This is a genomic window from Curtobacterium flaccumfaciens (genome assembly GCF_004361695.1).
Lineage (GTDB): Bacteria > Actinomycetota > Actinomycetes > Actinomycetales > Microbacteriaceae > Curtobacterium > Curtobacterium flaccumfaciens_B.
Genome location: NZ_SNVW01000010.1, coordinates 143,076 through 155,504, shown reverse-complemented (window position 1 = coordinate 155,504; position 12,429 = coordinate 143,076). Strand labels below are relative to the sequence as shown.

Annotated in this window: 14 protein-coding genes; 12 read left to right on the top strand and 2 right to left on the bottom strand. The window is 67.5% G+C overall.

What is annotated here, in order from left to right:
• Positions 1-163: 163 nt before the first annotated feature.
• Both EDF64_RS14205 and EDF64_RS14200 read right to left on the bottom strand, forming a co-directional pair.
• Positions 164-616: a SufE family protein gene (locus EDF64_RS14205; RefSeq protein WP_133520626.1), complete on the bottom strand. Its 453-nt coding sequence runs from the start codon at positions 614-616 to the stop codon at positions 164-166.
• Positions 613-1,518 carry a sulfurtransferase gene (locus EDF64_RS14200; RefSeq protein WP_133520625.1) on the bottom strand — a complete coding sequence of 302 codons (906 nt, stop codon included), beginning with the start codon at positions 1,516-1,518 and terminating at the stop codon, positions 613-615. The genes EDF64_RS14205 and EDF64_RS14200 overlap by 4 nt, the downstream gene beginning before the upstream one ends.
• 215 nt (positions 1,519-1,733) lie before the next feature.
• Between EDF64_RS14200 and zapE the strand changes: the two genes are divergently transcribed.
• The 12 genes from zapE (at position 1,734) to EDF64_RS14140 (ending at position 12,415) form a co-directional block, all read left to right on the top strand.
• Positions 1,734-2,684, top strand: a complete 951-nt coding sequence (gene zapE / locus EDF64_RS14195; RefSeq protein ID WP_133520636.1) for a cell division protein ZapE — start codon at positions 1,734-1,736, stop codon at positions 2,682-2,684.
• Between the two features lie 177 nt (positions 2,685-2,861).
• Positions 2,862-4,136 carry an ammonium transporter gene (locus EDF64_RS14190; protein WP_133520624.1) on the top strand — a complete coding sequence of 425 codons (1,275 nt, stop codon included), beginning with the start codon at positions 2,862-2,864 and terminating at the stop codon, positions 4,134-4,136.
• A gap of 285 nt (positions 4,137-4,421) precedes the next feature.
• A complete protein-coding gene (locus tag EDF64_RS14185; RefSeq protein WP_133520623.1) occupies positions 4,422-5,483 on the top strand; it encodes a DUF6177 family protein in 1,062 nt (353 codons plus the stop codon).
• The gene (locus EDF64_RS14180; protein WP_133520622.1) at positions 5,480-5,836 is read left to right on the top strand and encodes a hypothetical protein; all 357 of its coding nucleotides are present in this window, start codon (positions 5,480-5,482) and stop codon (positions 5,834-5,836) included. The genes EDF64_RS14185 and EDF64_RS14180 overlap by 4 nt, the downstream gene beginning before the upstream one ends.
• 45 nt (positions 5,837-5,881) lie before the next feature.
• Positions 5,882-6,241: a DUF6507 family protein gene (locus tag EDF64_RS14175; protein WP_133520621.1), complete on the top strand. Its 360-nt coding sequence runs from the start codon at positions 5,882-5,884 to the stop codon at positions 6,239-6,241.
• Entirely contained in the window at positions 6,238-8,355 is a 2,118-nt protein-coding gene (locus EDF64_RS14170; RefSeq protein ID WP_133520620.1) for a DNA/RNA non-specific endonuclease, read from the top strand. Before EDF64_RS14175 ends, EDF64_RS14170 begins: the two co-directional genes overlap by 4 nt.
• Positions 8,352-9,191 (top strand): hypothetical protein, encoded by an 840-nt coding sequence (locus EDF64_RS14165; protein WP_133520619.1) that lies wholly within the window; start codon positions 8,352-8,354, stop codon positions 9,189-9,191. The genes EDF64_RS14170 and EDF64_RS14165 overlap by 4 nt, the downstream gene beginning before the upstream one ends.
• A gap of 301 nt (positions 9,192-9,492) precedes the next feature.
• Positions 9,493-9,783, top strand: a complete 291-nt coding sequence (locus EDF64_RS14160; protein WP_133520618.1) for a hypothetical protein — start codon at positions 9,493-9,495, stop codon at positions 9,781-9,783.
• Between the two features lie 2 nt (positions 9,784-9,785).
• Positions 9,786-10,274, top strand: coding sequence for a hypothetical protein (locus tag EDF64_RS14155; RefSeq protein WP_133520617.1), 489 nt, complete (start codon positions 9,786-9,788; stop codon positions 10,272-10,274).
• A gap of 407 nt (positions 10,275-10,681) precedes the next feature.
• Positions 10,682-11,560, top strand: a complete 879-nt coding sequence (locus EDF64_RS14150; RefSeq protein ID WP_133520616.1) for a hypothetical protein — start codon at positions 10,682-10,684, stop codon at positions 11,558-11,560.
• A 225-nt stretch (positions 11,561-11,785) separates the two neighbouring features.
• Positions 11,786-12,064, top strand: coding sequence for an RNase A-like domain-containing protein (locus EDF64_RS14145; protein WP_133520615.1), 279 nt, complete (start codon positions 11,786-11,788; stop codon positions 12,062-12,064).
• Between the two features lie 3 nt (positions 12,065-12,067).
• Positions 12,068-12,415, top strand: a complete 348-nt coding sequence (locus EDF64_RS14140; RefSeq protein ID WP_133520614.1) for a hypothetical protein — start codon at positions 12,068-12,070, stop codon at positions 12,413-12,415.
• Positions 12,416-12,429 lie beyond the last annotated feature (14 nt).

Below are 12,429 nucleotides of genomic sequence, written 5' to 3'. Positions count from 1 at the left end.
GCCCCCCGGCGCGGCCTCCCGCGGGCGAGCCCGGGCGGGCCTTCCCCGGGGTTTCCGGGGGGGGGCCCCCCGGGGGGCCCCCCCCCCCCCCCCCGCCCCCCCCCCCGGCGGGGGGGGGGGGGCCCCGCGCCCCCCCCGCCTCCAGGCCGTCGAGCGGTTGCGTCTACGCGACCGCGGCCTGCAGCTTGACCTGTCGCTGGACCCGGCCGAGCATGCCGACCATCCCGCGGATCCGCAGCGGGCTGACCGCCTCGGACAGTCCGAGCGTCAACGGGTAGTCGGCCGGTACGGCGAGCACCTGCTCGACGGTCAGGCCGGACAGGCCCTGCGCCAGGATCGACGCGAAGCCCCGGGTCGTCGGCGCCTCGCGCGGGGCCGTCGCGTGCATGCGGACGACGTCGTCGGGGTCGCCGTCGTCGCCCACCGTCACCGTGATGAAGACGGGGGACTGGCACTCCTCGACGCGTTCGAGTTCGTCCTCGTGCCCCTGCAGTCGTTCGGGCAGTGCCGGGAGCTCGTTCGAGAACTCGAGGAGGAGCTGCAGCCGGTCCTGCTGGGACAGCTCGAGGAAGTCGTCGCGGATCTCGGCGAGGGGCTGGGGGAGTGCGTCGGTCATCGGTTCGGCAGCGTACCCGGCTCGGTGCCGACGGCGATCGGGACGCGGACGGCGCTGCCCCACTCGGTCCACGAGCCGTCGTAGTTGCGGACGTTCTCGTATCCGAGCAGGTGCTGCAGGACGAACCAGGTGTGGCTCGACCGCTCGCCGATGCGGCAGTAGGCGATGACCTCGTCGGCGTCGCCGATGCCGGCGCCGTCGCGGTAGATCGCGTCGAGCTCCTCGCGGGACCGGAAGGTGCCGTCGGGCGCGGCGGCCGTCGCCCAGGGGATGTTGACCGCGGTGGGGACGTGTCCGGCGCGCAGGGCGCCCTCTTCCGGGTAGTCCGGCGCGGTGGTCCGCTCGCCGCTGTACTCGGGCGCGCTGCGGACGTCGATGAGGGGCTTGCCGAGGTGCGCGAGGACGTCGTCCTTGTAGGCGCGGATCTCGGTGTCGATGCGGTCCACGATCGGGTACTCGACCGGCGTGACCGGCGTGGCGTCGGTGGTGATGGCGCGGTCCTCGGCGATCCACTTCGCCCGGCCGCCGTCGAGCAGACGGACGTCCTCGTGGCCGAACAGCGAGAAGACCCACAGGGTGTACGCGGCCCACCAGTTGTTCTTGTCGCCGTAGATCACCACGGTGGTCTCGCGGCCGATGCCCTTGCTGCCGAGCAACGCTGCGAAGGCCTCGCCGTCGACGTAGTCGCGCAGCACCGGGTCGTTGAGGTCGGTGTGCCAGTCGATCTTCACGGCACCGGGGACGTGTCCGGTCTCGTAGAGCAGGACGTCCTCGTCGGACTCGACCACGACCAGGTCGGGGGTGTCGGCGTCCAGCTGGTCCTGCAGCCACTCGGTGGAGACGAGGCGCTCGGGGTGGGCGTAAGCGGTGAACTTCTCGGACGGGTCGACCGGTGCGGTCATGGTGGGGTACCTCCAGGGTGCGGGCGACGTGCTCCGACGGATCGTCGGTGCGGCACCGGGACTAGGATCGGTCGTCGGTGCCTCTGGGCAACGGTACGCGGACGTCCCGTCGCCTCCTGCAACGTGACACCGCACGACATGCTTCCCGGAGGGCCTCGCAGTTGCCACAGCCAGCTCGTCTCGTCGACCGTGACCCGCAGGTCACCCCGCAGCAGATGGCGGCGTCGCTGGTCCCGCCGCCCCAGTTCGCGGACGCGTCGTTCAGCTCGTACCGGCCGGACCCGGACTACCCGTCGCAGGCCTCGGTGCGTGACGCGGTCGAGGCGTTCGTCGCCGCCGGACCGACCGAGGCGCCCCGCCGCGGGCTGTTCGGGCGCCGCAAGCAGGCGAGCGAGCCGGCCGCCACGTCCGGCGTCTACCTCGACGGCGGCTTCGGCGTCGGCAAGACCCACCTGCTCGCTGCCGCGTACCACGCCGCCACCGGCCGGAAGACGTTCGGCACCTTCATCGAGTACACGGCGCTCGTCGGGGCCCTCGGCTTCCAGGGCACCGTCGAGCTGCTCCGGGGCACCGCGCTCGTCTGCATCGACGAGTTCGAACTCGACGACCCGGGCGACACGATGGTGATGACCCGGCTCATCAAGGAGCTGTCCGAGTCCGGCACCCGCTTCGCCGCGACGTCGAACACCCCGCCGGGGGCCCTCGGCGAGGGACGCTTCGCCGCGCAGGACTTCCTCCGCGAGATCCAGGCGATGTCCGACCGGTTCGACACCCTGCGCATCGACGGCCTCGACTACCGCCGCCGCGCGGTCGACGAGTCGGCCCGGGTGGTGTCCGACGTGCCGGGTTCGCTGCCGTCGGGCACCGTCACGCTCGACGACTTCCGCACCGTGGTCGAGCACCTCGGCTCCGTGCACCCCTCGAAGTACGTCGCGATGGTCGAAGGGCTCGACGCCGTGGGACTGACCGACGTGCAGGCGTTCACCGACCAGACCGACGCGCTCCGCTGGGTGGCGCTCGTCGACCGGCTGTACGACGCCCAGGTCAGGATCGTGGCGTCCGGCACCCCGCTGGACCAGGTCTACCCGGAGTCGATGCTGGGCGGCGGGTACCGGAAGAAGTACCTCCGCGCCGCCAGCCGCGTCGTCGCGCTGTCCCGTGCCTGATCGTCTGCACGCCCCTCGTTCAGGGGACTGACCGGGGTACGAAACACGACGTTTACACGGAGCGCCCTCGCGTTACACCCGCGAAACACTTCGTGCTCCCTCGTGAAACCTCACGTCGCCAGACTCGTCACACCCGAAGCGGTCCAAGAGCCGTTGGTGCAATCGAGAGGTGAACAGATGCTTGATCAGGGCAACACGACGTTCGTGTTGGTCATGGCGGCGCTGGTGTTGTTCATGACACCCGGCCTGGCCTTCTTCTACGGCGGTCTGGTGAAGGCCAAGTCCGTCATCAGCATGATGATGATGTCCTTCGGGGCGATCGCCCTGGTGAGCGTCCTCTGGGTGCTCTACGGCTACGCGATCGCCTTCGCCAACCACGGTGACGGCACGGCGGTCTCCGGTGTCGTCGGCTTCTTCAGCATCGACTGGAACCAGATCGGCCTCGGCCAGGCGTTCGAGGAGGCCAAGGCCTCCACGATCAACGCCGCGTACCCCTCGATGGCGTTCGTCGGCTTCCAGGCCACCTTCGCGATCATCACGGTCGCGCTCATCTCCGGCGCCATCGCCGACCGCGCCAAGTTCGGCGCCTGGATGGTCTTCGCGGGCATCTGGGTCACCGTCGTCTACTTCCCGGTCGCCTCGTGGGTCTTCAACCTGACTTCGGGTTGGGCCGCCACGTGGGGCGTCATCGACTTCGCCGGTGGCACCGCGGTGCACATCAACGCCGGTGCAGCGGGTCTCGCCCTGGCGATCGTCCTCGGCAAGCGCGTCGGCTTCGCGAAGGGTGCGCACAAGCCGCACAACCCGCCCTTCGTCCTGCTCGGTGCCGCGATCCTCTGGTTCGGCTGGTTCGGCTTCAACGCCGGGTCCGAGGGTGCTGCTGACGGCATCGCCGCGATCGCCTGGGTGAACACGCTCGCCGCCCCGGCCGCCGCGATCCTCGGGTGGCTGCTCGTCGAGAAGCTCAAGGACGGCAAGGCCACCTCGATCGGTGCCGCCTCGGGTGCCGTCACCGGCCTCGTCGCGATCACCCCGGCCTGCGCCACCCTGACCCCGGGCTGGGGCATCCTGCTCGGCTTCATCGCGGGCATCATCTGCTGCTTCGCGATCGACTGGAAGTACCGCCTCGGCTTCGACGACTCGCTCGACGTCGTCGGCGTGCACCTAGTCGGCGGCATCGTCGGCACGCTGTACCTCGGCTTCTTCGCCAACGACACCGGCCTGATCTACTCCGGTTCGTTCGCCCAGCTCGGCAAGCAGGCCGCTGCTGCCGGTGCGGTCGGCGCCTACTCGTTCGTCCTCGCGTTCATCATCGGCATGATCATCGAGAAGACGATGGGCTTCCGCGTCAAGACCGAGGACGAGGTCGCCGGCATCGACACCGCCGTCCACGGTGAAGAGGGCTACGTCCTGTACGAGGACCGCGACGAGACCCCGGTCTCCGTCCGCTAGCACCAGCACCACCCGTCCGACGGGCCCCGCGCAGACAGCAGCGCGGGGCCCGTCGTCGTGCCGGGAGGGTTCCGTCGGACGCGTTGGCGGGGTGTGGGGCGGACTCGGGGTGTGGGGCGGACTCGGAACGACATCACCGACGTCGTGCGACATCGGAAGAGTCGCTCGTTCACGTCCGCAGAGGTCCGCGCGCGCAAGCAACGACGAGACCGCGGTCGTGCGACAACGACGCTGTCGTGCTGAGTCCGCGTCCGCCGGGCGGCCGGTGCCCGGTAGGGTTCCGGCGTGGACGACGTCACCCTCGCGCACCCGCTCGTCGACGCCGTCGGGCCCGGCTTCGTCGTCTCGGAGACCGACGCCGCGATCGTGTCGTTCTCCTCCGCCCGCATGGGCCTGGTCCTCGAGACACGGGCCGCCGACCTCGCCTTCGTGCTGCTCACCCCGCCCACGAGCCGCCTCACCCCGGCGATGCTCGCGATGCTCCGGCGCACGAGCAGCGCGTGGGTCGTCCGCGAGGGCGACCGCTACCGCGCCGCCGGTTCCGCCGAGGTCGTCGACGACGTCGCGACCGCGATGCTCGCCCCGCAGGCCTCGCCGCGCACCACCCGGCTCGGCGCCGACGAGGTCCCCTGGGTCGAGCTGATCGTGTCCGTCCACCACCCCGCCACCGAGCAGGCCGGCATCGGTCGCACCGCGGAGCTCCTGCTCGAGGGACTCGCCGGCAGCGCGCCGACCGCCTGGGGCACGGTCGAGCCGGCCACGCTCGCCTGGAGCGTCGGTGCCGTCACCGACTTCGCCCGCGGCCGCGCGCCCCGTCCGACCCGGCTCGTCGCCGTCGCCCCGGTCGGCGGCGGGTTCGCCGCGGTGCAGCTCCGCATCGAACGGTCCGCGACGGGCGTCACCGAGGAGACACGGTTGGCACTGCCACGGCCGGGAGGCACGGTGCCGGTCCCCGGGAACGACTCGCCTCCGGTGGACGGTCCGGTCGTCGACGTCCTGGCCGACCTCGCTCGTCGACAGCGAGTGCTGCTCGCGACGGCGTGGCGGTCAGGCGGGCACCCGGATGCGACCCTCGCCGCTCGGCAGCGCGGCATGCCCGTCCCCCTCGGAGCGGTCGTCGGGGCCGCCGCCGTGCGGGACCTCGGCGTCGACGTCGGTACGTTGCCGGTGGGTGCATCCACGGTCGGTCCGCCGCGCGTGCCGTCGCTGCTGCTCGACTTCGCGCCGCCGACCGCAGGGCTGACCGGGGGCGCCGAGGTGGAGGCTCGCTGGCGGCGGCTGGCCGAGCTCGGCACCGCGCTCGGCCCCCGTGCCGTCGAGCTGCTGGGATTCGGGGCGGAACGATGAGCGCCGAGTGGACGATCCTCAGCGCCGACCACGTGGACGCTGCAGCCGTGCTCACCGGTGCGGCCGCGGTCGACCCGGCGATCGGCATCCGCCAGCTCTGGGCGGGCGATGCGCTGCAGCTCGTGTCGGACGGTGGGGCGGTGCTCCTCACGCTCTTCCAGTCCCGCCGGCTCGACAGTGCCACCGATGCCGAACGGTTGCTCGGCCGGCCGTTGTCGGTGGCGGGTGATCGGCTATGGTGGACCGAGGTCCACGCGGCCGCGCAACCCCCGTTCCGGGGGACGGCCGAGCGGATCGTGCGCAGCATCGCGGACGCCGCCGGGGGAACGGCGGAGTCCCGAGCCGCGCAGTGACCACGCGATCACACTGACCGAACGGGACGACCACCAGGGGGAGCCATGGGGAACGGCTGGCAGATCGAGCCCGCGGGCGTGCAGACGACGCTCACCGACACCGAGACCGCGGCGACGAACCTGTCGACCGCGTTCGACGGTCTCGCCGACGCGCACGCCACGCTCACGACCGCGGTCGGGGACGACCAGGCGGTCGCCGGTGCCGTCGCCGCGCTCATCGAGAGCCACTCGGCCCTCCTACAGCGCGTGGGCAACCACATCACGGCCGGTCTGGCCGGTGCTGCCAGCGCGACCCTGGCCTACTACCACGGTGACGAGGAGATGGCCGCGACGGCGCAGACCAACGCGATCCGTGCCTCCAGTACCGGCGATTTCTCGGCCTTCGACCTGGACGGTGACCAGTGAGCGGCCAGTGCCGCGCCGACGGCCTGATCGACCCGGACGCGATCCCCGGCGCGAACATCGACGCCGCGCAGGTCGAGACCGCCGGCACGGCGTTCTCGACGTCGGCCACCGACGTCGAGACGCGCGGCGGCGAGGTGAAGACCGCATGGGCGAAGCTCGGTAGCAGCTACACGACGCCGGACTCGGCCGACCTGCTCGCGGTCATGGACGGCGTCGAGACCGACACCGCTTCGCTCGCCGCGACCCTGCAGAAGGCGTCGACGTTCATCGGCGACTACGCGACCGCCGTCGCGCCCATCGCGAAACGGCTCGTCGAGCTGAAGGCCGAGGCCGCGACGTTCGTCGAGAAGGCGCTCAAGGGCAAGACGGTCGGCCCGTGGGACCCGGAGCACCCGGCCAACCAGGGCATCGTCGGGCTCGTCGAGAACTTCGGCCAGGTGCTCGACGACGTGCACCTGCCGTGGGACCAGTACACGCCGTACGTCGACGAGAACAACGAGCTGCTCACCAAGGTCGCCGCGCAGGAGACGAAGCTCTCCGCCGCCTCCGCCGAGTGCGTCAACGCGATCAACGGGCTCCGCACCGACATGTGCCTCGCGCCGGTGCAGGCGGTCGACTACACGGCAGCGGTCAAGGCGAACGAACCGATGCCGTGGGGGAGCACCGGGCGGGGCGACCAGTCGTGCCAAGAATCGTTCGACTCCGGCGTCTACGACGCCGCGAAGGGCACCGTCGAGGGACTCGGCGGGCTGATCGGGTACAACTCGCAGACCGGCGAGTGGGGTGACGGCGACTGGGCGGCGCAGTCCTGGAAGGGCTTCGCGGAGTCCCTCGGGCTGATCGTCCTGATGGGCAGCCCGCCGCTCCTCATCGCCGCAGCGCTGCCGAAGGGCGTCCTGCCGGACGTCGTCGGGGACACCGCCCGCAGCATCATGGACCAGCAGAAGACCCTCGTCGAGGGCTTCGTCGGGTCGCCGGAGGACTGGCGGGACGACCCGGCCCACGCCGCCGGTGGTGCCGCGTTCAACATCGGCACGCTGTTCATCCCCGGCGCGGGCGAGGTCGGCGCCGGGGCGAAGGTCGCGGCGCTCGGGTCGCGGCTCGCGGTGCTCGGGGCGGACGGCAGCAAGCTCGCGCTCATCGGGTCCAAGGTCGCGGCTGCCGGTACCACGATCGTGCGCGTCGGGGATGCGCTGTCGAGCCTGCCGGGCAAGGCGTTGTCGGGGGTCTCGGACCTGCTGGCGCGGGGGCGTGGCGGGTTCGCGGATGCGCTCCGGGGGCTCGGGGACAAGATCCCCACCGTGAAGGTCAGCGTCGAGCACGCCATGGCGACGCCGGACGGGTTCGGCGTTGGGGTCGGGCGCCCGCACATCGAGGTGGGGAACCCGGGGTCGGGTGGGCACTGGTTGCACTCGGTGGCGGATCGGGTGGATGGCACCAATGGACACGGAGTGGACCCGGAACCGCTCGGGCAAGCATCGCACGGGCACACCTCGACCGATGTCGGACCGCTCGGAACCGATCGTCCGGGGCGGGACGGGGCCGGCTGGCACCGTCTGCCGGTCGACCCCGATCAACCCGTCAAGCGCCTGGCCTTCGACGATCCGGCGCTCAAGCGTGCGAACCTCGAACCGAACACCCGCTACGAGTTGACGGACCGACGCGCTGTCTACATCACGGACGAGTACGGCCGCCCGAGTCGTTTCGAAGCGATGATCGACCGCAACTACCCGCTCAGCGAGCGCGTGCGGGACGCTGATGAGCAGCGGCTGGCTGGCGGTCCGGACCGACTCGCCGAAGACCATGGCGGGCACCTGCTGTCGGCCGGCCATGGCGGTTCACCGTACGGAGTGAATCTCACCCCGGAACACGGCCGAAGTGTCAATCTGGGAGCAGTCCGGAGGGTGGAGAACTCCATCTCCAAGATGCTGCGGGAAGATCCGAACACCTCGGTGTACCTGAGCCGCGAGATACAGTATGTTGGTCGCGCTGATCGTGGGTCGATATTCTTGATCCACTGGGGACGGGACGGTGTCGAGCACCTGCAACAAGTCCGCGTCACGAACCACGTCTCGCATGAGGCGGCAACAAGGGCCGGAGGCCTCGCCGATTGAGTTCTGTATCTGACGTCATCGACCAACAGAATGCGCTCGCGATCCTCACGTTCGACCGGCTGGGATCAGGGTGGCAGCGTTCGACGAGTGTCTTCGTCAGTCTCGGCGTGACTGCGCGGATCGAGCGGGCCGTCGACACTGGTGTTGCAGTCATTCACACCCCTCCCGCTGACCTCGCGGAATTCGAGGCGTGGAGTCGTCTGCGCGAAGTCATGGCCGAGCCAGAACAGGGTGCCTGGTTCACAGGGCGCCTGCGCCTCGATTCAAGTGGTGCTTACCAGTTCGAGTTCTCCTGGGACGACGAGCCCCGATGGCCACTGCTGATCGACATCGATGGACAGCTCGTGGACTCATTGCCGGTGGAGAACTCGGAATTGCGAGAAGACATGGTGATGCATCCGCGGCCGGCGGCTACGACACCACCATGGCTCGTCGAGCGTCTCGGCGCATCTCCGCTGCACTTCTCCGACAGGTGGGACGCCCGACTCGAGCCGCTCGGGAGCAGCCCGAACTGGTCGATCGTCCGGGAAATGGTCCGTGACACGATCCAGCTGCTCGGCGATGATCGAGATGCCGTACTGGAACGTGATGTGATCACCGAAGCGGTTTACAGTGAGCTGCTGGCATCGACACGGGTGAGTCAGATGATGCGCTTACTCCGAGATGCAGCGGCAGCTGGTGTGGTCGACGAGCCGGCGCAGCTGAATTCGGACGAGGGTGGCCCGTCGCGGGACGCGATCAGCAACGACCAAGCTTTCCATCGCAACGTCGTCGTGCTGCTGTCGCTCATCGACCAGCTCGCGGACCAGGAGATCGCGAACGTCGTGAAGTCTTGAGGAGAGCTCCGGGACCACTCCTTCTGGTACGACATCAGGAATTGGTCGCCTGAGAAACTTGCTGTCAAGGACCGCGGCGAGATCCTGAGCACTGTCAAGCAGACACGTCGGCAAATCGAGGCCATCGATCAACTCGGAGGCGGTGAGCCTGACTGCATTGTGACGGACGAGCGCTTTGCCGCACTTCTCGACGATGCCGTCGATCATGCGAACCTCGACCGGGATGTAGGGGATCAAATCGCTGCCCGACGGGCGGATCCCGGAGTACGAGGTGCCGAATCAAGTACATCCGACTCACCCGTTGAAGCTCGATGACTTCAGCATTGTCGATGGGCCCCCGGCTGTCACCGAGGTGAAGGGCAACTACGGCTGGTTGCAAAGCCTGTCGCCGGCCCGGAAGGCAGAGATGATCGAGGGATGGGCCAAGTCGGCCATGGCCAAACTTAACGCGCTTGAGGACCCAAACGTGCAGTTGCGATGGGTATTCACTCGGGATCCGGATATCGCAGCAGAATTCGCCCACGCGATTCGACGACTGAGGAATGTATCGGTAGAATACATCGAGATGCCTCGCGATTTCAAGGGATGGTAAGCGTGCAGACCAATGTCACCGACTGGTACCTCGTGGCAGACTGGGATGCAAGGCCCGAGTCTGCGGACGTGGTCGCTGCTCGTCTGGTTGAGACTTCCGCCGCGATCAAAGTTGCGCTGCCTGTGTTCGATGGAATGTGGACGTTCCACGATCGGAACATCGATAGTGCAGATGAGAGGTCATGGTCGGGACTCGTCGCTTCGTCGCCGTACAAAGTCGACGGCGTTGCGGAACCGGCGCGGGGATTCACGCTTTCATTGGCTTCAGCGATTCCGGGTGGGTCAATGCTGCATGCATCGGTAACGGCTGGTGCGACGTTCCAGACCATCATCAACAAACCGAACGAGTTCGTCGTAGACTTTCGTGCTCGCCGCTTCGGTGAGGCGGTAGAAATCGATCTGCCGATACCCGCGGACGAACGGTTCCGAGACCTTGGCATGAGGATCAAAGATATCTGGGATGCCTCGGATCTCCGCATCGAGTTCGGCTGAATTAGACGGTACCGCCCAGGTCGTTGTGAAGCGATGATCGATCGCCACTATCCGCTCAGCGTGCGCGACGCTGATGAGCAGCGGCTGGCTGGCGGTCCGGACCGACTTGCCGAAGGCCATGGCGGGCGCCTGCTGTCGGCCGGCCATGGCGGTTCACCGTACGGAGTGAAGACCACTCCGGAACACGGCGAAGTGTCAATCTGGGAGCAGTCTGGAGGGCGGAGAACTGCATCTCCGAGATGCTGCGAGAAGATCCGAACACGGTTGGGTGGGCGGGTGTTCCTCAAGGAATTCGCGAACGCAGTCGTAACTCACGTGTTTCGGCCGTCGGCTTAGCGGCATTCATCGAGGCATCGATAGCAACGACTTCTTAAGTTTTTCGACACGGAGGCCGATTCTTGGGATCGATGGAAGCTGAACTCGCTGCGCAGAATGAAGTAGCTGCGCTGACGATGCGAACGCTTGGTGAAGGTTGGGCGACCTGTCATGACGTTTTCGTCGAGGTCGCGAACACCCAGCAGCTCAACGGCATTCTTTCGACTTTTGACGGTCAGTCTGTGCAGCGTCCCACGCCCGCAATCGAGCTCTACGGTGCTTGGTCGCGGCTTCGCGGCGTCATGGCCGGTGCCGACCGTGGAGCATGGTTGACGGGTCACTTGAAGGTGTCGAGCGACGGTCGGTACAGCATGGATTTCGAGTGGGATGAGCGCCCTGTCTGGCCGAGCAGTGTGGGTACGGGCGGGGCAGTTCAGCAGGGCCGAGACATCGAGCGCTCCGCGTTGCTTGCTGATCTCCTTCGGTACCCGCGAATTCCGGAGATGACGCCGCGATGGCTCGAGGAATTGCAGTCCCTGCCGGCTCCGGAATTCCGAGACGCCGTGTGGCCGAGCGCGATGCTGAAGATGCAGGAGAATTCCGACTGGATGGTCATCGCTGAAGGCGTGAAGCGGCTTCTACGTGAAGCGATCCTCGACGATGAACTCGACCTGCTGGATGACGATGAGGTTGCTGATGGCCTCCTCCAGGACGTCTTGAACCAAGTCGATGCGGGCCGGCTTCGATCCATCGTGTCGGTGATTCCGAGCGAGGGAACCACTCAAGATCACGTGTGGAGTGGAATCGACCCTTCTGTCAACGCGGGCCAGGCACTGATTGAGTATCCGCAGCTATCACCGCAGATCGCCCAATTCCGCGACGCGCTCGAGGGGCTGGTCGGGTTCGAGCGCAGCGTGGTGCGTTTGCCCGGCGTCGATGGGGATCGCTCACCGGGGGTGGATCGTGACTGAAGACCGGCAGCAGATCCTCGCGCCCGACATCGCGCCCGATGACGCGCATGCCACGGCGGAGCGTCTTCGCAAGAGGTTCCGAGACCGCCGGTTCGCTCCACGAAGCACGTGGAGTCGCAGTCCCCGCTGACTTGCTCGGTCCGGGCTTCGTAGCGACGCCGTACGGTTCCGAGCTCCCCGGGTACAACCCGCTGTGATGCTTCATCGATCATGGGTAAAGACCCAATGCCGAAGAACGGTCACGGCGCGTTCCGGCTGACTGTCGACGATCTCAATAGAGTTCTCGGTGAGACGCTCGATGCGAACAAGGGCTCCGTGGACGGGTGGTTGGCGGGACCCGACAAGGTTAGAGCGTTCAACGCGACGTTCCGGTACCCGATTGGTCGGTACTACCTCCATGAAGTCGTGGATAGCCGCAGGGTCACAGTGATCCTCAGACGCGACACCTCTGCACCGCAGGGCTTCTTCACCAAGACCGCATTTCCAACGCCTCCGCAGGTGTGATAGATGCCTGGCATCGACGATCTGGGTACAGTAGAACTTCGTCGGACCTTTCCTGCGCTTTCGTCTCTTCTCCCTGCAATCTTCTACCCAACCTGGGAGATGGACTATCGTGATGCTTCTGAAGCATTCGATGATGCTCTTGAAGGATTTTCTGTGCAGTCCGCAACTGATGTACGAGCAGAGACCGACTCAGTACTCAGTACCGACATGGACGATGCGGCCGTGTCGGCTCTCATCCTCAAGCTGAACGCCAGCGTCGACCCGATGACCCACACCGGGTTGGGCGGGCGAGCGTTCCTCAAGGAATTCGCGAACGCAGTCGTAACTCACGTGTTCCGACCGTCGGTCTAGCGACATCCGTTTCG